The following is a 20323-nucleotide window of genomic DNA, read 5'->3' as shown; positions in this document are numbered from 1 at the left end:
GGCCGGTGGGGCTGGTCGGGCCCGCGAGGCGGAGCGGCGTTTCGACGGAGCCCCGCGCTCCTTCTGGGGCGCGGTGTCGCGCCGGATGTCGCCAAGGCCGCTCAGGGTGCGTCTTCCGGGGCGTCCCCAACGGGTGAGAGGCCCCGCCGGCACGCCGCTTCACCGAGCAGGCGGGGGCGGTCGCGACGGGGCCGCGGGCGACCGGCGGCGCGGATCGGGGCACTGCCGACGGGGCGCGGGGCCGTCCTGCGGGATGTGCCGATGCTCAGCGCGTTCGCCATGACGACGGCTGCGATGCCCGCCCACTCCGGCCAACCCAGCCGCTGTCCCAGGACGACCCACCCGACCACGGCCGCCAGGACCGGGTTGACGCTCATGAACAGGCCGAACGCCGGGGCCGGCACCCGGCGCAGCGTGAACAGGTCGGCGAGGCAGGGCACCGCCGAGGACAGCACGCCGGCGACCACCGCGCAGCCGACCGCCCACGCCGTCGGCGGATGCTGCACGGCGACGACGATCCCGACCGGCAGGAACGTCAGTGCGGACAGCGCCGCCGCGGCACCCGAGCCCTGCGCTCCGGGGATACGGCGGCCGACGGTGCGGTTGAGGAGGATGTACGCCGCCCAGCACCCGGCGGCCAGCAGGCCGAGGCCCATGCCGACATGGTCGCTGGAGGGCCGCGGGCGCATCAGCGTGACGACACCCGCCACCGCGAGCAGCGCACAGCACACGTCCACGCGCCGCCGGGTGGCCGAAAGGGCGATGGCCAGCGGGCCGAGGAACTCCAGGGTCACCGCGAGCCCCAGGCCGACGCGGTCGACGGCGGTGTAGAGGGAGAGGTTCATCGTCCCGAACACCGCGGCCAGCAGCAGCACCGGCCACCACTGACTCCAGGTGAACGACCGGAACCGGGGCCGGCCGACGGCGAGGAGGACGGCCGCCGCGACGTACTGGCGGACCGCGACGACCCCGACGGGGCCGATGACGGGGAAGGCGAGCGAACCGATCGCGGCACCGACCTGGTTGGACAGGCCGCTGCCCACCATGGTGGCGATCCCGGTCGGGCTCGTCCGGGACGGCCCGGCGGTCGGCAGGGGAGTGGCCGCGGGGCGTGCGGGTGCCTCTTGCATGGGTCGAGGCTGCGCGCCCTCGGCGTTTGCACAAAATGCATGTCCCGATCGATCTATACGCTTGAGTCATGGATGTGGACCTGCGGCAGCTGCGCTGTCTCGTCGCGATCGTCGACGAGGGCACCTTCACCGACGCCGCCCTGGCCCTCGGGGTCTCCCAGGCGGCCGTCTCCCGCACCCTGGCCTCCTTCGAACGGGCTCTGGGCGTACGGCTGTTGAGGCGCACCTCGCGCGAGGTGACCCCGACCCCGACCGGACTGCGGGTCCTCGCGCACGCCCGGCGGGTGCTCGCCGAGGTCGACGATCTGGTCCGGGACGCCATCTCGGGCCACGCCCATCTGCGCATGGGCTACGCCTGGTCGGCGCTCGGCCGGCACACCCTCGCCTTTCAGCGCCGCTGGAGCCGGGAGCGTCCGGAGACCGATCTGCACCTGGTGCGGGTCAACTCGGCCACGGCCGGTCTCGCGGAGGGCGCCTGTGACCTGGCCGTCGTGCGCCGGCCCGTGGACGAGCGGCGGTTCGAGTCGGTCATCGTCGGTCTGGAGCGGCGGCTGTGCGCGATGGCCGCCGACGATCCGCTGGCCCGGCGCCGGTCCGTCCGGCTGGCCGACCTGGCGGGACGTGTCCTCCTCGTCGACCGGCGTACCGGTACCGCGACCGCCGACCTGTGGCCGCCGGAGGTCCGCCCGGCCACCGAGGAGACGCATGACGTCGACGACTGGCTGAACGTCATCGCCACCGGTCGCTGTGTCGGCATGACGCCGGAATCGACGGCCAACCAGTACCCGCGGCCGGGTGTCGTCTACCGGCCGGTGCGCGACGGCGAGCCGATCGCCGTGCGGCTCGCGTGGTGGCGGGACGACCCGCATCCCGCCACCCAGGCCGTGATGGAACTGCTCACGTCGCTGTATCGCGAGGGCTGAGCTGCGACCATGGACGACAAGCATGCCTGCAATACGGCAGACAAAATTGTTGACAATCTTGTTTGGCTAGATTTAGGTTCGACAGGCACTCACTCAGGGAGGGCAACGATGCCGAAAGAAGCCCGTCCGAGCACCGGGGAGCAGGCCAAACAGCATGCGTTCGCGCAGCTGCGGCAGGCGATCCTGCACGGCGAGATGGCACCGGCGCAGCGGCTGGTGGAGAACGAGCTCGCCGAGCAGTTCGGTGTGACGCGGGCGAGCATCCGCGCGGCACTCATCGATCTGGAGTCCCAGGGGCTCGTGGAGCGGATCCGCAACCGTGGTTCACGGGTGCGGGTGGTGACCGTGGACGAAGCGGTCGCCATCACCGAGTGCCGCATGGTCCTCGAAGGGCTGTGCGCGGCGAAGGCGTCGCTCGCGGCGAGCGACAAGCAGCTGGGCGAACTCACCGACCTCGGTACGGCCATGTCCAAGGCCGTCGCCGACGGCGAGCCGGTCACCTACTCCGAGCTCAACCACGAACTGCACGTCCGTATCCGGGAGTTCTCCGGCCAGGAGACCGCGCAGGAACTGCTGGAGCGGCTCAACGCCCAACTGGTGCGGCACCGCTTTCAGTTGGCGCTGCGTCCGGGGCGCCCGCAGCAATCCCTGAACGAGCATCTGACCATGATCGAGGCGATCAGGGCCAGGGACCCGCAGGCGGCCGAGACGGCCGTCCGCGCCCACCTCACCAGCGTGATCGAGGCGCTGCGCGACTGATCACGGTGGCGCGGGGCGGGCGCACACCTGTCACCAAGGAGATTTCAGCATGTCCGAGGCCAACGCGCCCGCCAGCCCACGATCGACACTTGTCATCACCGCGCACGCCGGCGACTTCGTGTGGCGTGCGGGTGGCGCCATCGCCCTGGCGGTGTCCCGCGGCGAGAAGGTCACCGTCGCCTGTCTGACCTTCGGTGAGCGCGGCGAGTCCGCCAAGGCGTGGCGTGCGGGCAAGAAGCTGGACGAGATCAAGGCGATACGCCGGGAGGAGGCGGAGCGGGCCGCCGCCACCCTCGGCGCCGAGGTCCGCTTCTTCGACGCCGGCGACTACCCGCTGCTGGTCACCCCGGAGTTGACCGACCGGCTGGTCGAGGTCTACCGCGACACCCAGCCCGACGTCGTGCTCACCCACCCCGTAGAGGACCCCTACAACGGCGACCACCCGGCCGCCAACCGCATGGCCCTGGAGGCCCGTGTCCTCGCGCAGGCCATCGGCTACCCCGGCCCCGGCGAGATCATCGGCGCCCCGCCGGTCTTCTTCTTCGAGCCGCATCAGCCCGAGATGAGCGGCTTCAAGCCCGAGGTCCTCCTCGACATCACCGAGGTCTGGGACACCAAGCGCAAGGCCATGGAGTGCCTCGCGGCCCAGCAGCACCTGTGGGACTACTACACCGACCTCGCCGTCCGCCGCGGCGTCCAGCTCAAGCGCAACGCCGGTCCGAACCTGGGCCTGGCCCACAAGACCATGGCCGAGGCGTACATGCGTCCCTACCCGCAGATCGCGAAGGAGCTGGCATAACCATGGGCGGTGTCATTGTCACCAACCCGCCGAAGGCGGAGCTGAAGGACGTCGACGCGCTGGCCGGCTACGGCGTGGCGACGGTGAGCGAGGCGATGGGCCGAACCGGCTTGCTGGGTCCGGGGATCCGCCCCGTCCAGCAGGGTGTGCGGGTCGCCGGTACGGCCGTCACCGTGCTCAGCTGGCCCGGCGACAACCTCATGATCCACGCCGCCGTCGAGCAGTGCGGCGAGGGCGACATCCTGGTCGTCACCACCACCTCGCCGTGCACGGACGGCCTGTTCGGCGAGCTGTTCGCGACCGCCCTGAAGCAGCGTGGGGTGCGCGGCGTCGTCACCAACACCGGAATCCGCGACACCCAGGAGCTGCGCGACATGGGCTTCGCCGCCTGGTCCCGCGCGGTCTCCTCGCAAGGCACGGTCAAGGCCACCGGAGGCTCGGTCAACGTGCCGATCGCCATCGACGGTCAGGTGATCCGCCCCGGCGACGTGATCCTCGCCGACGACGACGGTGTCGTGGTCGTTCCGCGTGAGAGCGCCCGGGAGACGGCTGTGCGGTCCGAGGCCCGCGAGGCCAAGGAGGCCGCCACCCGGGCCGCCTTCATCGACGGCCAACTCGGCCTGGACCGCTACGGGTTGCGGGACACGCTCAAGCGGCTCGGCGTCGAGTACCGGTCGTACGAGGAGTGCGCGGGGGAGTCGTCGTGAGCTCCGTGCCCGAGGAGGTGCCCTGTCTGCTGATGCGGGGCGGCACCTCCAGGGGCGCCTACTTCCTCGCCGCCGACCTCCCTGCCGAACCCGCCCTGCGCGACGACCTGTTGCTGCGCGTCATGGGCAGTCCCGACGAGCGGCAGATCGACGGTCTGGGCGGCGCGCACCCGCTCACCAGCAAGGTGGCCGTCGTCTCGCCGTCCGCCGATCCGCAGGCCGACGTCGACTATCTCTTCCTCCAGGTCGCCGTCGACCGGCCCGAGGTGAGCGACCGTCAGAACTGCGGGAACATCCTCGCGGGTGTCGGCCCCTTCGCCGTCGAGCGCGGACTGGTCCCGGCGGGGGAGGAACGCACCCGCGTCCGGATCCGCATGGTCAACTCCGGCGACCACGCCACGGCGACCTTTCCCACTCCGGGCGGCCGGGTGGACTACGCCGGCGACGCGCAGATCTCCGGAGTGCCGGGGACGGCCGCTCCGGTGGTCATCGAGTTCCCGGCCGGGGCGGGCGAGCTGCTGCCCACGGGAAGCGTCCGCGACGAGATCGACGGCGTCCAGGTGACCTGCGTGGACAACGGCATGCCGACCGTGCTGATCGCCGCCACCTCGCTGAAGGTCACCGGGTACGAGTCGCCCAAGGACCTGGAGGAGGACCGGACGCTCGCCGACCGGCTGCACCGGATCCGCCTGGCGGCGGGCCGGCTGATGGGCCTCGGCGACGTCTCGGACACCACTGTCCCCAAGCTCACCCTTCTCGCCCCGCCGCGCGAAGGCGGCGCGGTCACCACCCGCACCTTCATACCGGTGCGCTGCCACACCTCGATCGGTGTGCTCGGCGCGGCCAGTGTGGCCGCAGGGCTGCGGATCGACGGCAGTGTGGGGGCGGATCTCGCGGAGCTCGATCCCGACAGCGACCGGATTCGCATGGAACATCCCACCGGATTCCTCGACATCGAAAGCAGCCTCGGGTCCACCCCCGAAGGCCTTCCCACCGCCCGCCGCACGGCCGTGGTCCGCACGGCCCGCAAGATCTTCGACGGCACCGTCTTCCCCAGGGCTGCCGCACGACCCCAAGGAGGTCACCGATGACTCCGCCGCTCGGCGACATCGCGCACATCGGCCACGCCCAGCTGTTCACCCCGGACCTGGACGCCAGCGTCGGCTTCTTCACCGACTACCTGGGCCTCACGGTCAACGGACAGGACGGCGACACCGTCCATCTGCGGACCTTCGACGACTACGAGCACCACAGCCTGGTCCTCACCGCCCGCGAACAGCCCGGCCTCGGCCGGCTCGCCCTGCGCACCTCCAGCGAGGAGGCTCTCCATCGCCGTGTCGAAGCGATCGAGGCAGCGGGCCGTACCGGCAAGTGGGTCGAGGACGAACCGGGTATCGGCAAGCTCTACGTCACGACGGACCCGGACGGCCATGAACACGCCCTGTACTGGGAGAGCGAGCACTACCGGGCCCCCGAGGGGCTCAGGCCCGCGCTGAAGAACCAGCCGCAGGCCAAACCCAACCGGGGTGTGGGCGTACGGCGGTTGGACCACATCAACTTCCTCGCCGCCGATGTGCTCGCCAACGCCGAGTTCCAGCAGGACGTCCTCGGCGCCCGGCCCACCGAGCAGATCCGGCTGGACAGCGGGAAGATCGCGGCGCGCTGGCTGACGTACACGAACAAGTCGTACGACGTCGTCTACACCTCGGACTGGACCGGCAGCGCCGGACGGCTGCACCACATCGCCTTCGCGACCGACACCCGCGAGGACATCCTGCGCGCGGCCGATCTCGCCATCGACAGCGGTGTGTTCATCGAGACGGGCCCGCACAAGCACGCCATCCAGCAGACGTTCTTCCTCTACGTCTACGAGCCGGGCGGCAATCGCATCGAGCTGTGCAACCCGCTCACGCGGCTCGTCCTCGCGCCTGACTGGCCGCTGATCACCTGGACCGAGGAGGAGCGCAAGAAGGGGCAGGCCTGGGGTCTGCAGACCATTGAGTCGTTCCACACCCATGGGACGCCACCAGTGGCCTGAGCTGGGCAAAGGGCCGCACGCCAGCGATTGTCGATGAGATTGTTGACAAAAACGTTGACTCTTGGCGGGCGGCTCCTTAGCGTCTAGCGCACCAAGCACGAGAGGTAACCAACGATGTCTTCCTCCCCCTCCCCCTCCCTGTCCGCTCGCGGCAGCAGACTGGCCTTCCTGGTCGTCGGCCTGTGCTGGCTGGCCGTGCTCTTCGACGGCCTCGACATGTTCATCTACGGCTCGGTGCTGCCGCACCTGCTGGAGACGAAGACCTTCGGCCTCACCGCCGACCAGGCCGGCGACCTCGGCTCCTACGCCACCTTCGGGATGCTGATCGGCGCGCTCACCGCCGGCACCGTCGCCGACCGCATCGGCCGCAAGAAGCTGATGGTCGCCTGCGTGACCCTCTTCTCGCTGGCCTCCGGCGTCTGCGCCATGGCCGGCAGCGTCGAGGTCTTCGGCCTCGGCCGCACCCTGGCGGGCATCGGCCTCGGCGGTCTGCTGCCCACCGCGATCAGCATGGTCTCCGACTACGCGCCACGCGGCCGCGGCGCCATCGTCATCGGCATGCTGATGACCGCCCACCACGCCGGCGGCATCCTCTCCGCCTACGTCGCCAAGTGGCTCATCGACCCCGTCGGCTGGCGCGCCGCCTTCTGGGTCTGCGTGCTCCCGCTGCTCTTCGCGCCGGTGCTCGCCAGGTTCCTGCCCGAGTCGCTGAGCTTCCTCGTCGCCAAGGGCCGCACCGAGGAGGCCCGAACGCTGGCCGAGCGGTACGACGTCGAACTGCCCGCCGCCAAGGGCGGCAAGCAGGCCGCGGCCGACCGCTGGAACTCCCTGCTCAACCTGTTCCGCGGCGGCGAGTGGATCCAGACCCTGCTGTACTGGCTCGCTTCCTTCGGCGGACTGCTCCTTGTCTACGGCGTCGCCACGTGGCTGCCCACCCTGATGCGCGCCGAGGGCTACGAGCTCGCCAACGCGCTGACCTTCGTCGTCGTCTTCAACCTCGGTGGCATCGTGGGCATGCTCGTCGCGGGCCGGGCCGCCGACCGCTTCGGCGCCCCGCGGATCTCGGCGATCTGGTTCGCACTGACCGCCGCGGGCGTGTTCCTGCTCAGCGTCCACATGCCGATGGGCGTGACCACGGTCGTCGTCTTCTTCACCGGCGTCTTCCTCAACAGCGCCCAGACGATGATCTACGCGACGGTGTCCATCCGCTCCACCCCGGACAGCCGTGCCACCGCCGTCGGCTGGACCTCCGGCATGGGCCGCTTCGGCGCCGTCTTCGGCCCGTGGCTCGGCGGCCAGCTGCTCGCCGCGGGCAACGGGGAGTTCGGCTTCACCGCCTTCGCGATCGCCGGACTGTCGTCCATGGTCTTCATCGGCATCGCCGCACTGCGCAGCTCCAAGCAGGCCACGCAGAGCGGTGCGGACCAGGAGCTGGTCGGCGCTCACTGACCGGGTCGGGGGCGAGGACGGAAGCCGGTCACCGCATGCGCTGCGGGGGCCGGCTTCCGGCGTGTCAGAGGTCCACGACGAGGTCCGGGGCGGCGATGCCGAGGGAGCCGGCGAAGGCTTCACCGGCCGCTTCCAGAGCCGCCCCCGTGTCGGTGCCCGGCCACAGATGGGTGAGCAACAGCCGTGCCGCACCCGCCTGTCGGGCGTACCGGCCCGCCAGTCGCGCGGTCAGCAGATACGGGGCGTCGCCGGGCGACGGGACCCGGTGGACGTACGTCGCCTCGGACAGGAAGAGATCCGCACCCTCGGCGAGGCGCGGGATGTCCTCGCTCGGCCCGGTGTCGCCGGTGTAGACGAGCACGGCGTCCGGAGTGCTGATCCGGAGGCCTGCGTTGGGCACGAAGTGCGGCAGGAGCCGGGTTCCGACGGTGAAGGGGCCGATCCTCAGCCGGTCGCCGGGAGGAAACTCGTGGAGACGGTACGCGGCGGCGAGCATGCCCGGCTTGTCGAGGGCGAGGACGGCGTCGAGTGCCCCGTGGGGGGCGTGCACCGGCAACGCGGGCGGCGGGTCGTCGCTCAACCCCCGTGCGCGGAGCAGGGGGTTGAGGTCGGCGCAGTGGTCGGGGTGGCCGTGGCTGACCAGGACGGCGTCCACGGCGTCGACGGTGAGGTGCGTCAACAGGCGCGGCAGCGTTGCGTATCCGGGGTCGACGAGCAGGCGGAAACCGTCGTGCTCGACCACGTAGCCGCTGCATGCCTGAGTGGCGGTGGGCCAGGCGCCGCAGCCGCCGAGAACTGTCAATCGCATGGCCCAGGAGCTTAGTTCGGCTCAGTCCTTGCCCATCCGGTCCTCGGCGGAAAGGTGCTCCACCGTCCTGCCCGTCTCGGTGAACGTCCGCGTGACATGGCCGGACGAGTACACCCACAGGATGCGCAGCGGGGTGTCCCCGATGTTGCGGAACAGATGGGGGACCGGTGACGGGACATAGGTGGTGTCGAACCGCTCCAGCCTGGTCACCTCGCCGTCGACCCACACCTCCGCCTCGCCCTCGAGGACCGTCACGTGCTCGTCGCAGTTGTGCGAGTGCAACGGGGCCCCGGAGCCGACCGGATAGACGCTCATCCCGCTGGTGATCCGGTTCTCCCCGCCGGCCGACGGCGTGGTGATCAGCGGTGTCGTCACGACGGCTCCGCCCCGGTCGAGCGGCGGTACGGACGCGACCTTGATGATCGTGGTCATCCGGAAATTCCTCTCCGTATCAGGGTGATGCGCTGAACGACGGTAGGTCGCGCGCCCGTGAACGGATGCCCTCCAACGTGCAGTTTTACCTTGCGTTTCGGGAGGGGTGAGCTTCTCGGACACGGCTGTACCGTCGGCTCGCATCGCACGGCTCTTGGATCCGTGACGGAAACGCGCCGGAAAGAAAAGGCAGGTATCGGCCAGATGAGGCTCCCCGTTCTCCACGAAGAGGAAATGGACCAGCGGCAGCAGGAGCTGGCCGCCCGTATCGCCGGCCGCCGCGGCGCCGTCCGCGGTCCCTTCCGGGTCTGGCTGCACAGCCCGGAGATGTGCGAACGGGCCGAATCGCTCGGTGCCTTCGCCCGCTTCGACTGCTCCCTGCCCAGGCACCTGCGCGAGCTCACGCTGCTGATGGCCGCCCGGAACTGGGACGCCCAGTACTCCTGGAACGCGCATGTGCACCAGGCGATCGAGGCCGGCATCCCGGAGGCCGCCGTGAAGGCCGTCGCCGAGAAGCGCGAGGCGGTCTTCGACAACGAGGCCGACCAGGCCTTCTACCAGTTCTGCCGGGAGATCCTGGAGGAGCACTTCGTCACCGACGAGACCTTCGCCCGGGCGCTCGGGCACTTCGGCTCCAAGGGTCTGGTCGACACCATCGGCGCGCTCGGCAACTTCACGATGCTCGGCATGTGCCTGAACACCTTCCAGGTGGACCTCCAGGCCGACAAGGAGCCCCCGTTCCCGGACATCCGCGGCTACGGGCGCGTGCCCGCCGACGGCGACGAGCCGCAGCCGTGACCTCCCCGGGAGAGACAGCCGTGAGCGCTACGACTCCCACGGCCCGCGCCGTCCTGCGGGTACGCGGCGTCACCAAGAGCTTCGGCGGAGCGGCCGCCCTCAAAGGCGTCGACCTCGACCTGTACCCGGGCGAGATCCACGCGCTGATGGGCATGAACGGCGCCGGCAAGTCCACGCTGGTGCAGGTCCTCTCGGGCGTCCACCAGCCCGACGGCGGCACCGTCGAGGTCGACGGACACAGCCACCACGGGCTGACGGTGCGCAAGGCGCGGGGCCTCGGCATCGCCTCGGTGCCGCAGCGCCGCGAACTGGCCATGGGACTGACGGTCGCCGAGAACATCATGCTCGGCGACCTGCCCACCCGGGGCGGCGCCGTGCGCTGGGGGTCGGTCAGGACCCAGGCGCACGCGGCCCTGAAAGGGCTCGACATCGACATCGACGTGGCGCGGACCGCGGGCTCGCTCACCGTCGCCGAGCAGACCATGGTCGAGGTGGCGCGCGAGGTCCGCCGCGGCGGCCGGATCCTGATCCTCGACGAGCCGACCGCCTGCCTCAGCGCCAGGGACGCGGGCCGGATCCGCGCGCTGGTGCGCACCCTGCGGGACGAGGGCGTCGCCGTCGTCTACATCTCGCACTACATCGACGAGGTCATGGCCGTCGCCGACCGGCTCACCGTCCTGCGTGACGGCGCGGTCGTCACCAGCGCCCCGGCGACCGAGACGGACCCGGCCGGCCTGGTCCGCAGCATGGTCGGACGGGACGTCGTCTCACAGCGCCCCGAACGCCCTGCCGCGAAGGACGAGATCGGCCTCGCCGTGCGCGGACTGAGCCGGGGCCGGGCCATCGAGGACTTCACCGTCGAGGTGCGCAAGGGCGAGATCGTCGCCGTGCTCGGCCCCGCCGGGGACGCGCAGTCCCGGCTGTTCGACCTGCTCTCCGGGCGGCAGCGTCCCGACACCGGCGAACTGGCCGTCGACGGCAGAAGGGTCGGCTTCGGCCGCATCGGCGCCTCGCTCTCCAGCGGGCTGCGCTGTGTCACCGGCGACCGCCGCAGCCTCGGCCTGGTCCCGGAGCTCACCGTCGACGAGAACCTGATGCTGGCCGACGACCGCTTCGCCCGCCGGCGCCTGCACCTGCGCGCCGCCCTGGCCCGCCGCGCGGCACCGCTGCGCCGGGCCTACGGGGTGCGCGCCCTGAGCGGGAACCCGCCGGTGGGCGCGCTGTCGGGCGGCAACCAGCAGAAGGTCCTGCTCGGCAAGTGGCTGGACACCGAGCCGGTCGCCTGCTTCCTGGAGGACCCCACCAACGGAGTGGACGTCGCCGCCATGGCCGACATCCACACCCTCGTCGACGACCTCGCCGCGCGCGGGGTGGCCGTACTCCTCGCCTCCTCCTCGGCCGAGGAGGTCATGCGGCTCGCCGACCGGGTCGTCGTCGTCAGCGCCGGCCGCACGGTCGCCGAGCACGACATCACCGCCATCACCCGCGACGAACTCGTCGCCACCGCTCTCGGAGGACAACCGCAGTGAGCGTCAAGACACTTCCCGATGCCCCCGAGGCGCGGCAGGAGAGGACCGGGTTCTCGCTGCGCGGCATCCCGCACTCGGGACTGACAGCGGTCCTGGTGATCGTCGTGGTCGCCACTGCCTTGCAGACCGACACGTTCACCACCGACACCAACATCATCAACATCCTGCGCCAGGTCAGCATCAACGCCGTGATCGCCGCCGGCCTCACGCTGCTGATGACCGCGGGCGGCATGGACTTCTCCATGGGCAGCATCGTCGTCGTCACCGCGGCGGTGGCGGCCCAGATGCTGTCGCACGGCTGGTCGACCTGGCTCACGGTGGTGGCCGCCGTCGTCCTGGGCATCCTCATCGGGCTGGTCAACGGGGTGGTGGCGACGTTCACCACGGTGGCGCCCTTCGTGGTCACCCTGGCGACGGCCACCCTGCTGGACGGCGTCTGTCTGCTGGTCCTCGACGGGCAGACCGTCTCCATCGGCACCCGGATGTTCGCGCTCGGCAACGAGAAGGTCGCCGGGGTGCCGTATCTGCTGATCGTGGCGGTCCTCGTGATGGTCGCGACGGCCCTGGTCATGCGGTTCACCGTGTTCGGCCGGGACGCCTTCGCGATCGGCGGCAACGAGCACGTCGCCCGGCTCAGCGGCATCAACGTCACCGCCCGCAAACTCACGCTGTACGCCATGACCGGCGCCCTCTCCGGGCTGGCCGGCCTGATGACGCTGTCCCGGCTGGGCTCCAGCAGCCCCGGTGCCGGCGGCCTCGCGATCCAGCTCACCGCCGTCGCCGCGGTCGTCATCGGCGGCACCTCGCTGGCCGGCGGCCACGGCACGATCCTCGGCACCGCACTCGGGGTGATCCTCCTCGGCGTGGTGGCCAACGCCCTCAACCTCGTGCAGATCTCCGCCAACTGGCAGCCGGTCTCGGTCGGCGCGGTGCTGTTGATCGCGGCCGTCGCCAACGAAGTGCAGAAGGCCCGCTCCGCACGGCACTGAACTCCCTTGTAGAGAAAGGCGCTTCACCATGAGACTGTCCACCCGTTCCCGCCGGGCCCTGTTCGCCGCGGTCGCCACCAGCACGCTCGTGCTGAGCGGTTGCGGCACCGATGACGACAGTGCGGGAGGCACTGAAGAACTCTCCCTCGGTTTCGTCAACGGCGGTGACACGCACTTCCATTCGTGTCTGCAGAAGTCCGTCGAGGCGACCGCGAAGACGGAGGGGGCGGAGGTCTTCACGGCCAACTCCCACCAGAACGCCGGGACCGAGCTGTCCAACATCGAGGACATGATCTCCCGCAACGTGAGCGCGCTGATCGTGCAGACGGTCAACGTCGACGCGCTCAAGGGCGACATAGCGAAGGCCAAGGCCGCGGGCATCCCGATCTATCTGACCTCCGTGGCCACCAGCGAGGTGGACGACATCCTCGGCGCGGCGGTCGTCGACCTCAAGAAGGCCGGTGCCCTGGACGCGGGGTGGATCGAGAAGGACGCGGCCGGCAAGCAGGTGAACGTCGGCATTGTCGCGGGTGCCCCGGGCGCCGCCTCCGAACTGCTCGTCGGCGGTTTCAAGGGCGCCCTGCCGGCCACCGCGAAGGTCGTCGCGAACCAGCCCGGCATGTTCAACCCGACCAAGGCGCAGGAAGTCGCCGAGAACATGATCCAGGCCCACCCCGACCTCGACTACGCCTTCGTCGCTAACGAGGAGATGGCCTTCGCCGTCCGCAAGGCCTTCGACGCGGCCGGCGCCGAGGACGTCAAGATCGTCACCGTCAACGGCACCGAGGACGGCATCGCGGCGGTGAAGGCGGGCACGCTCTCCGCCACCGTGGCCAACTCGGCCATGTCGATCGGCGAGACGGCGGTGCGGAACACGGTCGGTCTGCTCGGTGACAAGAAGGTTGACAAGATTGCCAACATTCCCCTTGTCTTGGTCACCAGGGACAACGTGAGCGAAGCGCCTCAGTACTGCCCCCAGTAACAGCAACCCCCCGTTCCCGACGCCGCGAACGGAAGGGCCCCGGAGGAAAAATGGATCGCTTGCTCCTCATGCACAGCTTCGTCACCGTCGCGCACATCGGCAGCTTCAGCGGAGCCGCCAAGAAGCTGGGCTCTTCCGGCTCGCTGGTGTCACGGCACGTCGCGGAACTGGAACGGCAGGTCGGAGTACGTCTCGTCAATCGGACGGCTCGCTCGGTGAGCCTCACCGAGCCGGGGCAGCGGTACGCGGAATTCTCCGCCCGCATATTGGAGGAGATCGAGGCCGAGGACGCCGGTATCGCCCATCTCCACGACCGGGCCGAAGGCACGCTCAGTGTCATCTGCCCGAAATGGATAGGCAGCCTGGATCTCGGTGACGCGATAGCCGCCTTTTCCGCGGCGCATCCCAAGATCCAGGTCCGTTTCGAACTCGGCGGAATGTCCGACCGCACCTACGACTTCCTCGACAGCGGATTCGACGTCGCCTTCCACACCCGGGATCTGCGCGACTCCAGCGTCCGGCTCAAGAAGATCGCCTCCCTGCCGTTCGTCCTGTGCGCCTCCAAGGCGTACATCGAGCGGCACGGCGAGCTCGCCCACCCCAACGACCTCGCGGGCCACGACTGTCTGGTCCATGTGAACGACCCGGTCTGGCGCATCGGCCACGGTCATGCGAGCACCCTGCACAAGATCCGCAACATCGCGTTCTCCTCCAACTCCTACATCGCCCTGCAGAAGGCGGCCGTGCACGGCCGGGGCATCGCCCTGCTGCCGCAGCGCCCGGTCTACGACGACCTCGTCCTGGGCGCGCTCCAGGTCCTGCTGCCGGAGCTGGCGGTCCCGGACCGCCCCCTGTACGCGATCTACGGCCCCGGGCAGGACACCCCGCGCAAGGTCAGTGTCTTCCTGGACTTCCTCGCCGAGTGGTTCTCGCAGAACCCCATTCCCGCGCTCCGGCCGTAGACGATCCGGCCGACCTCGCAAGAAACGATTGCGCACCTCGTGCGGCTCGGGCCATTGAGGCCGCCGAGCGGAGAAATCTACGCTCACGAGGCGACCCGGAAACGAGGAATGCATGGGAATCCAGAGAATCGAATCGGCCACCTACAGCATCGACGACCTCGACGAATGCGTCCGATTCTTCGACGACTTCGGGCTGTTCCTGGTGGAGCGGACCGACGAGCACGCCGTGTTCGAGACCCGCACCGGGCAGACCCTCCACCTGGACACCGACCCCGGCCCGCTGCTGCCGCCCCCGGTGGAGAACGGCCCGACCCTGCGCGAGGTCGTGTGGGGCGTCGACACCCCCCAGGAGCTGGAGCGGCTGGTGGCCGCGGCCGGCAAGGACCGCGAGGTCCGCAGAAGCGCCGACGGTGTCCACCACACCGTCGACGAGACGGGCTTCGGCGTCGGCCTGACCCTGGCCCGGCCCCGGCCGGCGCCGGTCACACCCCGCCCGTCCAACACGCTGGGCAGCGTCGACCGCTGGAACAGCGCCCTGAGGCCGATCGAGCGGGTCCGCCCCCTGCGCATGTGCCATGTCGCCCTGAACATCCGCAAGGAGGGCAGACAGGAGGCCGTCGCCTTCTACACCGACCGTCTCGGCTTCCGGCCCACCGACGTCGTCGAACCCATGGGCGTCTTCCTGCAGGCCCCCGGCGACGACGACCAGCACACCATGCTGCTGTGCCACCGCCCCGACCGGGCCGGCGTCAACCACATCGCCTACGAGGTGCCGGGCTTCGACGACGTCATCGAGGGCGGCAACTACATGATCGACAAGGGGTGGCGGGAGGCGCGCCGACTGGGCCGGCACACCGTCGGCTCGAACGTCTTCCGGTTCCTGCACGCCCCGTGCGGAGGCCGTGTCGAGTACGCCGCCGACATGGACAGGGTCGACGACGGCTACGAGACCCGCCACCACGAGACCACCCCGCCCCACCACATCTGGGCCCTGCGCACCAACCGCGACCAGGACACCCCGGTCTCCTGAAGCATCGCCCGCGGCCGCCGAGGCCCCCGTCTCGCTTCGCTCCCCTGAGAGGGCACCCACCCATGACCACCGACCACGGCTACCCCACGGTCCGCATGTACACAGCGGGCGAGTGGTGCCAGGGCGGAACCGGAAGGACCGCCCCGATCGTGAACCCGGCCACCGAGGACGTGATCGGAGAAGTACCGCTCGCCACCACCGCCGACCTGGACCGCGCGCTCGCCGCCGCCGAAGAGGGCTTCCGCGTCTGGCGCGCGACGCCCGTCGCGCGGCGCACCGCGATCCTGCACGCCGCCGCCGGCCTGATCACCGAGCGGGCCGCCGAGATCGGCCGGATCAGCACCCTGGAGCAGGGCAAGCCGCTCACGGAGTCGACCGGCGAGGCCCGCCGCACCGCCGAGACCCTGCGCTGGCACGCCGACGACGCCCGCCGCGCCTACGGCCGCATCATCCCCTCGGCGCCCGGCACCGTGCTGACCGTACGGCGTGAGCCCATCGGCCCGGTCGCCGCCTTCGTGCCGTGGAACTTCCCGGTGGGCGGTCCCAACCGGAAGATCTCCTCGGCACTGTCGGCCGGCTGCTCCATCGTCATCAAGGGTTCGGAGGAGACCCCGGCGACGGCCATGGAACTGGTCCGCTGCTACGCCGACGCCGGGCTGCCCGCCGGAGTGCTCAACCTCGTCTTCGGCGAGCCCGCCGAGGTCTCCGCCCACCTCATCGCCTCCCCGGTCACCCGCCTGATCGCCTTCACCGGTTCGGTCCCCGTCGGCAAGCTCCTCGCGGCCGAGTCCGGCAAGGTCATGAAGCCCTCCCTGATGGAGCTGGGCGGCCATGCCCCGGTGATCGTCTGCGCCGATGCCGACCCCGTCCGGGCCGCCCGCAAGGCAGCCCAGGCGAAGTTCGCCAACGCCGGTCAGGTGTGCACCTCGCCGAGCCGCTTCCTGGTCCACGAGAGCCTGATCGAGGAGTTCACCGCCGAGTTCGTGAAGGCCGCCGAGGAGGTGGTCGTGGGCGACGGGCTGGCCGAGGACACGACGATGGGGCCCCTCGCCAACGAGCGCCGGCTGAAGTCGATGGAGCGGCTCACCGCCGACGCCCTCGCTCGCGGCGCAAAGCTCCTCACCGGCGGCACCCGGCTCGACCGCCCCGGCTACTTCTTCGCGCCGACCGTCCTGACCGACGTACCCGAGGACGCGGAACTGCTGCACGAGGAGCCGTTCGGGCCGCTCGCACCCATCGTGCCCTTCGCTGACCTCGACGAGGCGCTCGCCCAAGCGAACGCGCTGCCGTACGGCCTCGCCGCCTACGGCTTCACACGCTCCTCCGCCACCGCCGAGAAGCTGTCCGAGGAGCTGGAGGCCGGCATCCTCTCCCTCAACCACTGCGGCGGCTCCGTCCACGAGGCCCCGTCCGGCGGGGTGAAGGACAGCGGTTACGGCCGGGAGGGCGGGCCCGAGGCCCTGGACGCCTACCTGGTCACCAAGCGCGTCTCCCATCTGCTGGCGCCATGAGATACGCGCGAGTCACGGCCGGCGGCCGGGCGGTGTGGGGCCGGGTGGGGGAGGAGGACGTCGAGCTGCTCTCCGGCTCGCCGATCGAGGGCGACCCCGAGGTCATCGGTACGGTTCCCGGCGCGACCGCGCTCTGGCTGCCGCCCGTCGTCCCACCCGTCTTCTACGCCGTCGGCTTCAACTACCCGCGGCACATCGCCCACGCAGGCGCCGCGACCCCCGACCGCCCCGAGGTCGGCTACCGCGCCAACAACGCGCTGACCGGCCATCTTTCGCCCGTCGTCAAGCCGCGCGAGGTCGAGGGCCGCTTCGAGGCCGAGCCCGAACTCGTCGCCGTCATCGGCCGTACGCTGCGGCACGCGACGTACGACGAGGCGCGCGAGTCCGTCTTCGGCTGGACGATCGGCAACGACATCAGCGCCCGCGCCTGGCAGCACGCCGACCGCACGTTCTGGCGGAGCAAGAACAGCGACACGTTCAAGCCGATGGGGCCCTGGATCGAGACCGACGTCGACGCCCTCGCCCAGACGACGACCCTGCGCGTCAACGGCGAGACGCGGGCCTCCTTCCCCACCGGCGACATGGTGTTCGACCCCTTCGACTACCTGGTCGAGATGACCAGGCACGTCACCGTCCACCCCGGCGACGTGCTCTGGATGGGCGCCGAGTCGACCTGCCGACTGGAGCCGGGCGACACCGTGGACGTCGAGATCAGCGGCATCGGCGTGCTCTCCAACTCCGTACTCCTCGAAGGGAATCAGCAATGACCGCGGAACCCCGCTACATCCACCACGTCAACTTTCCCACCACCGACCCCGACCGGACCGCCGAGTGGTACGCCAAGGTCTTCGGGATGAAGCGGATCATGCCCAAGTCCAACACCCGTGTGGTGCTGATGACCCGGGGCAACTTCGATCTGCACTTCACGCCGGTCGAGGAGATGGAGCGCATGGCGCCCTATCACTTCGCCGTCGAGGTCGACGACTGGGACGACTTCCTGGAGCACCTGAAGGAGCTGGGCATCCGGCACACCCGCCCGATCCAGCGCCCCGAGAACCAGTCGAAGTTCTGCTACATCCACGACCCCGACCACACCATGATCGAGCTCGTGCACCACGCCAAGCGCCCCAACTGAGCCTGTCTGCACGGGAGTTCACTCACATGCCTATTGCCGACTCCGACGGCACCTCCATCTACTACGAGCGCCACGGCAGCGGTCCGGCGATCGCGTTCGTGCACGGCAGTGGCGGCCACCATGCCGCGTGGTGGCAGCAAGTGGCCGCGCTGCGCGCCGAGTTCACCGTCGTCACCATCGATCTGCGCGGGTTCGGCAAGTCCGACGCCCCTACCTCGCCGCACTCGTCGAAGCCCGAGTTCGACGGCCAGGACTTTCCCGGCGATGTCGTCGCCGTCCTGGACCAGGAGGACCTGACCGACGTGATGCTCGTCGGCCAGTCCATCGGTTCCGTCGCCGCCCTGCGCGCCGGCCTGCTGCGCCCCGAGCGCGTCTCCTCCGTCGTCCTCGGCCACTCCCTCGGCGGCATCAGCCACCCCGAGCTCAAGGAGCTGGCCGCCGCCGACCGTGCCGAGGCCGTCAAGCTGCCCGTCATCGACCGGCTGCTCACCAAGCCCTTCCAGCAGGAGCGCGCCGATCTCACCTTCCTGTTCCAGCAGATGGGCACGTTCAACGTCGCCAGGATGCAGGACCTGCGCAACCTCGACACCAACGGCCCGTCCCTGGAGGGGATCCAGGCCTCGGGCGTCAAGGTCGCCTTCCTCGCAGGCGAGAAGGACGCGGTGCTCAGTGTGAAGACCGTGACCCGCGCCCATGAACTGCTGCCCGGCTCGCACCTGGAGATCGTCGAGGGCGCCCCGCACTCCATGTACTGGGAGACGCCCGGCGCCTACAACGCGGCCGTCGCCCGTCTGCGCCGCACCCTGACCGCACAGAAGGACACCGTATGAGCAGCCTCACCCTGGACGCCGCCGAGAAGATCATCGTCGCCGCCCACCAGCGTGCCCAGGAGATCGGCAAGGCGGTGAGCGTCGCCGTGGTGGACGCGGGCGGCTTCCCGATCGCCATCCGCCGCCCCGACGGCGCCCGCCCGCTGACCCCGGACATCGCCCGCGCCAAGGCCTACACCGCGGCGATCATGCAGCGCCCCGGCAAGATGCTGAAGAAGTGGCAGGAGAGCCAGCCCGTCTTCTTCTCCCAGCTCTCCCAACTCCCCGGAGCCGCCATGCCGATCATGGCCACCGAGGGCAGCGTCACCATCAAGAAGGACGGCGAGATCATCGGCGGCCTCGGCATCGCCGGCGGCACCGCCGACGAGGACCAGCGGATCGCCGAGGACGTCCTGCAATCCCTGGGCTACGAGCTCGAGTTCGCCGCCTGGGGCGTCGCGGGCGGGCCGGCCTCGTCCGGAAAGGACGCGTGAGTCATGGCGGATACCTTCAACTACCGCATCGACCACCACGGCAGCCTGGTCCGACCCTCCGACCTCGAGACGATCGGCGCGCGGCAGGCGGTCGAGGACGCGGTGGTCCTCCAGCGCAAGCTGCGCTCCACGGTCGTCACCGACGGCGACTTCCCCCGGGAGGACTTCCGCAGCGCGGTCCTTGACGGGGTGTCGGGGCTCCGTCGTACCGACGAAGTGGGCCCCGACGGACTGGTCCGCTGGGTCGCCGAGTCCCTGCCCAAGGCCAGCGGCCCGCTGGTCGCGGACTGGGCAGCCAGGCTCTCCGAACTGACAGTGATCGCTCCCAAGGTGTCGCTGCCCTCCCCGGCCTACCTCGCGGCCACCACCTTCCGACCCGGACTCGGGGTGGCTTCCGCCCGTGAATTGGGTGAGGCGCTCGCGGAGATCGTCCAGACGGAGATCGCGCTGCTGGTGTCGAAGGGCGTACGCCTGATCCAGCTCAACAACCCGCTGCTGCTGGACCAGTTGGCCGACGCCCCGGGCGCGCTGTCCTTCGACGACGCACTCGCCGTCGACGCGCTGGCGGTGTGCCTCGACGAGCGCCCCGAGGGTGTCCGCATCGGTATCTGCCCCGGCTGGGCGGCGCCGGCCGAGGTGGACCGGGCGGCGGCCGAGCACTTGTACGCCGAGATCCCGGCCGACCGTTGGATCCTCCCCTTCGACCAGGGCACCGACGCCGAACTCGACCTGGTCAGGGCGCTCCCGGAGGACCGGGACGTGTGCCTGGGCGTGGTGGACGCGACGGCACCCGACCTGGAGGACCTCGACACGGTCCTGGCCCGCATCGACGCGGCAGGCGAACTGAAGGACCTGGAGGACGCGGCCCTGTCCCCGTCGAGAGGCTTCGCCGACGCGGCAAGCACCCCCCTGCTGACCACAGAGCAACAGCGCAGGAAGCTGGTCCTGGTCGAGACACTCGCCCGGTACGTATGGGGCAACGAGTTCTGAAACGCCCCAGGGGCGCGGGGAACTGCGCGACAAGCCACAGATCACCCGC

22 protein-coding genes are annotated in these 20323 nt (G+C 70.3%); 19 read left to right on the top strand and 3 right to left on the bottom strand.

Annotation, left to right across the window (positions count from 1 at the left end; all coding sequences use genetic code 11):
• Positions 1-101 precede the first annotated feature (101 nt).
• Positions 102-1130, bottom strand: coding sequence for an EamA family transporter (locus ACWD3I_RS20420; RefSeq protein ID WP_451084129.1), 1029 nt, complete (start codon positions 1128-1130; stop codon positions 102-104).
• 68 nt (positions 1131-1198) lie between these two features.
• Between ACWD3I_RS20420 and ACWD3I_RS20415 the strand changes: the two genes are divergently transcribed.
• The 7 genes from ACWD3I_RS20415 to ACWD3I_RS20385 all read left to right on the top strand — a co-directional run bounded on the left by ACWD3I_RS20415 (position 1199) and on the right by ACWD3I_RS20385 (position 7805).
• Positions 1199-2053 (top strand): LysR family transcriptional regulator, encoded by an 855-nt coding sequence (locus ACWD3I_RS20415; protein WP_365404273.1) that lies wholly within the window; start codon positions 1199-1201, stop codon positions 2051-2053.
• A gap of 108 nt (positions 2054-2161) precedes the next feature.
• On the top strand, positions 2162-2812 hold the full coding sequence (locus ACWD3I_RS20410) for a GntR family transcriptional regulator (RefSeq protein ID WP_365404276.1): 651 nt from the start codon (positions 2162-2164) through the stop codon (positions 2810-2812).
• Between the two features lie 49 nt (positions 2813-2861).
• Positions 2862-3611, top strand: a complete 750-nt coding sequence (locus ACWD3I_RS20405) for a PIG-L deacetylase family protein (RefSeq protein ID WP_365404278.1) — start codon at positions 2862-2864, stop codon at positions 3609-3611.
• A gap of 2 nt (positions 3612-3613) precedes the next feature.
• Positions 3614-4318 carry a 4-carboxy-4-hydroxy-2-oxoadipate aldolase/oxaloacetate decarboxylase gene (locus ACWD3I_RS20400; RefSeq protein WP_365404281.1) on the top strand — a complete coding sequence of 235 codons (705 nt, stop codon included), beginning with the start codon at positions 3614-3616 and terminating at the stop codon, positions 4316-4318.
• Positions 4319-4350: 32 nt separating this feature from the next.
• Complete coding sequence (locus ACWD3I_RS20395; protein ID WP_365404382.1) at positions 4351-5409, top strand: 4-oxalomesaconate tautomerase; 1059 nt, start codon at positions 4351-4353, stop codon at positions 5407-5409.
• Positions 5406-6356, top strand: coding sequence for a catechol 2,3-dioxygenase (locus ACWD3I_RS20390; protein WP_365404284.1), 951 nt, complete (start codon positions 5406-5408; stop codon positions 6354-6356). Before ACWD3I_RS20395 ends, ACWD3I_RS20390 begins: the two co-directional genes overlap by 4 nt.
• Positions 6357-6470: 114 nt before the next feature.
• Positions 6471-7805, top strand: coding sequence for an MFS transporter (locus ACWD3I_RS20385; protein ID WP_365404287.1), 1335 nt, complete (start codon positions 6471-6473; stop codon positions 7803-7805).
• A 64-nt stretch (positions 7806-7869) separates the two neighbouring features.
• Here ACWD3I_RS20385 and ACWD3I_RS20380 read toward each other — a convergent pair whose 3' ends face one another.
• Positions 7870-8613: an MBL fold metallo-hydrolase gene (locus ACWD3I_RS20380; protein ID WP_365404290.1), complete on the bottom strand. Its 744-nt coding sequence runs from the start codon at positions 8611-8613 to the stop codon at positions 7870-7872.
• A 21-nt stretch (positions 8614-8634) separates the two neighbouring features.
• Entirely contained in the window at positions 8635-9045 is a 411-nt protein-coding gene (locus ACWD3I_RS20375) for a cupin domain-containing protein (protein ID WP_365404293.1), read from the bottom strand.
• 234 nt (positions 9046-9279) lie between these two features.
• Between ACWD3I_RS20375 and ACWD3I_RS20370 the strand changes: the two genes are divergently transcribed.
• The 12 genes from ACWD3I_RS20370 to ACWD3I_RS20315 all read left to right on the top strand — a co-directional run bounded on the left by ACWD3I_RS20370 (position 9280) and on the right by ACWD3I_RS20315 (position 20274).
• Positions 9280-9843: a carboxymuconolactone decarboxylase family protein gene (locus tag ACWD3I_RS20370; protein WP_365404296.1), complete on the top strand. Its 564-nt coding sequence runs from the start codon at positions 9280-9282 to the stop codon at positions 9841-9843.
• Between the two features lie 20 nt (positions 9844-9863).
• Positions 9864-11372, top strand: a complete 1509-nt coding sequence (locus ACWD3I_RS20365; protein WP_365404299.1) for a sugar ABC transporter ATP-binding protein — start codon at positions 9864-9866, stop codon at positions 11370-11372.
• Positions 11369-12361, top strand: a complete 993-nt coding sequence (locus tag ACWD3I_RS20360; RefSeq protein ID WP_365404302.1) for an ABC transporter permease — start codon at positions 11369-11371, stop codon at positions 12359-12361. The genes ACWD3I_RS20365 and ACWD3I_RS20360 overlap by 4 nt, the downstream gene beginning before the upstream one ends.
• A gap of 28 nt (positions 12362-12389) precedes the next feature.
• Positions 12390-13343, top strand: coding sequence for a sugar ABC transporter substrate-binding protein (locus ACWD3I_RS20355; protein WP_365404304.1), 954 nt, complete (start codon positions 12390-12392; stop codon positions 13341-13343).
• Between the two features lie 50 nt (positions 13344-13393).
• The gene (locus ACWD3I_RS20350; RefSeq protein WP_365404307.1) at positions 13394-14305 is read left to right on the top strand and encodes a LysR family transcriptional regulator; all 912 of its coding nucleotides are present in this window, start codon (positions 13394-13396) and stop codon (positions 14303-14305) included.
• 112 nt (positions 14306-14417) lie between these two features.
• Complete coding sequence (locus tag ACWD3I_RS20345; protein ID WP_365404310.1) at positions 14418-15335, top strand: VOC family protein; 918 nt, start codon at positions 14418-14420, stop codon at positions 15333-15335.
• Positions 15336-15397: 62 nt separating this feature from the next.
• A complete protein-coding gene (locus tag ACWD3I_RS20340; protein ID WP_365404313.1) occupies positions 15398-16846 on the top strand; it encodes an NAD-dependent succinate-semialdehyde dehydrogenase in 1449 nt (482 codons plus the stop codon).
• Positions 16843-17613, top strand: coding sequence for a fumarylacetoacetate hydrolase family protein (locus tag ACWD3I_RS20335; protein WP_365404316.1), 771 nt, complete (start codon positions 16843-16845; stop codon positions 17611-17613). The genes ACWD3I_RS20340 and ACWD3I_RS20335 overlap by 4 nt, the downstream gene beginning before the upstream one ends.
• Positions 17610-17981, top strand: coding sequence for a VOC family protein (locus ACWD3I_RS20330; RefSeq protein ID WP_365404319.1), 372 nt, complete (start codon positions 17610-17612; stop codon positions 17979-17981). Before ACWD3I_RS20335 ends, ACWD3I_RS20330 begins: the two co-directional genes overlap by 4 nt.
• Positions 17982-18007: 26 nt before the next feature.
• Positions 18008-18811 carry an alpha/beta fold hydrolase gene (locus tag ACWD3I_RS20325; RefSeq protein WP_365404322.1) on the top strand — a complete coding sequence of 268 codons (804 nt, stop codon included), beginning with the start codon at positions 18008-18010 and terminating at the stop codon, positions 18809-18811.
• On the top strand, positions 18808-19284 hold the full coding sequence (locus ACWD3I_RS20320) for a GlcG/HbpS family heme-binding protein (protein WP_365404325.1): 477 nt from the start codon (positions 18808-18810) through the stop codon (positions 19282-19284). Before ACWD3I_RS20325 ends, ACWD3I_RS20320 begins: the two co-directional genes overlap by 4 nt.
• Before the next feature lie 3 nt (positions 19285-19287).
• Positions 19288-20274 (top strand): methionine synthase II (cobalamin-independent)-like protein, encoded by a 987-nt coding sequence (locus ACWD3I_RS20315; RefSeq protein ID WP_365404328.1) that lies wholly within the window; start codon positions 19288-19290, stop codon positions 20272-20274.
• Positions 20275-20323: the final 49 nt, after the last annotated feature.

Source organism: Streptomyces sp. NPDC002817 (genome assembly GCF_053592055.1).
This window is presented reverse-complemented; position numbering and strand designations above follow the sequence as displayed.

What these genes read in the sequence shown, in the direction of transcription:
- ACWD3I_RS20420 (WP_451084129.1), bottom strand. Translation starts at nt 1,130, where the DNA reads ATGCAAGAGGCACCCGCACGCCCCGCGGCCACTCCCCTGCCGACCGCC.
- ACWD3I_RS20415 (WP_365404273.1), top strand. Translation starts at nt 1,199, where the DNA reads ATGGATGTGGACCTGCGGCAGCTGCGCTGTCTCGTCGCGATCGTCGAC.
- ACWD3I_RS20410 (WP_365404276.1), top strand. Translation starts at nt 2,162, where the DNA reads ATGCCGAAAGAAGCCCGTCCGAGCACCGGGGAGCAGGCCAAACAGCAT.
- ACWD3I_RS20405 (WP_365404278.1), top strand. Translation starts at nt 2,862, where the DNA reads ATGTCCGAGGCCAACGCGCCCGCCAGCCCACGATCGACACTTGTCATC.
- ACWD3I_RS20400 (WP_365404281.1), top strand. Translation starts at nt 3,614, where the DNA reads ATGGGCGGTGTCATTGTCACCAACCCGCCGAAGGCGGAGCTGAAGGAC.
- ACWD3I_RS20395 (WP_365404382.1), top strand. Translation starts at nt 4,351, where the DNA reads ATGCGGGGCGGCACCTCCAGGGGCGCCTACTTCCTCGCCGCCGACCTC.
- ACWD3I_RS20390 (WP_365404284.1), top strand. Translation starts at nt 5,406, where the DNA reads ATGACTCCGCCGCTCGGCGACATCGCGCACATCGGCCACGCCCAGCTG.
- ACWD3I_RS20385 (WP_365404287.1), top strand. Translation starts at nt 6,471, where the DNA reads ATGTCTTCCTCCCCCTCCCCCTCCCTGTCCGCTCGCGGCAGCAGACTG.
- ACWD3I_RS20380 (WP_365404290.1), bottom strand. Translation starts at nt 8,613, where the DNA reads ATGCGATTGACAGTTCTCGGCGGCTGCGGCGCCTGGCCCACCGCCACT.
- ACWD3I_RS20375 (WP_365404293.1), bottom strand. Translation starts at nt 9,045, where the DNA reads ATGACCACGATCATCAAGGTCGCGTCCGTACCGCCGCTCGACCGGGGC.
- ACWD3I_RS20370 (WP_365404296.1), top strand. Translation starts at nt 9,280, where the DNA reads ATGGACCAGCGGCAGCAGGAGCTGGCCGCCCGTATCGCCGGCCGCCGC.
- ACWD3I_RS20355 (WP_365404304.1), top strand. Translation starts at nt 12,390, where the DNA reads ATGAGACTGTCCACCCGTTCCCGCCGGGCCCTGTTCGCCGCGGTCGCC.
- ACWD3I_RS20350 (WP_365404307.1), top strand. Translation starts at nt 13,394, where the DNA reads ATGGATCGCTTGCTCCTCATGCACAGCTTCGTCACCGTCGCGCACATC.
- ACWD3I_RS20345 (WP_365404310.1), top strand. Translation starts at nt 14,418, where the DNA reads ATGGGAATCCAGAGAATCGAATCGGCCACCTACAGCATCGACGACCTC.
- ACWD3I_RS20340 (WP_365404313.1), top strand. Translation starts at nt 15,398, where the DNA reads ATGACCACCGACCACGGCTACCCCACGGTCCGCATGTACACAGCGGGC.
- ACWD3I_RS20335 (WP_365404316.1), top strand. Translation starts at nt 16,843, where the DNA reads ATGAGATACGCGCGAGTCACGGCCGGCGGCCGGGCGGTGTGGGGCCGG.
- ACWD3I_RS20330 (WP_365404319.1), top strand. Translation starts at nt 17,610, where the DNA reads ATGACCGCGGAACCCCGCTACATCCACCACGTCAACTTTCCCACCACC.
- ACWD3I_RS20325 (WP_365404322.1), top strand. Translation starts at nt 18,008, where the DNA reads ATGCCTATTGCCGACTCCGACGGCACCTCCATCTACTACGAGCGCCAC.
- ACWD3I_RS20320 (WP_365404325.1), top strand. Translation starts at nt 18,808, where the DNA reads ATGAGCAGCCTCACCCTGGACGCCGCCGAGAAGATCATCGTCGCCGCC.
- ACWD3I_RS20315 (WP_365404328.1), top strand. Translation starts at nt 19,288, where the DNA reads ATGGCGGATACCTTCAACTACCGCATCGACCACCACGGCAGCCTGGTC.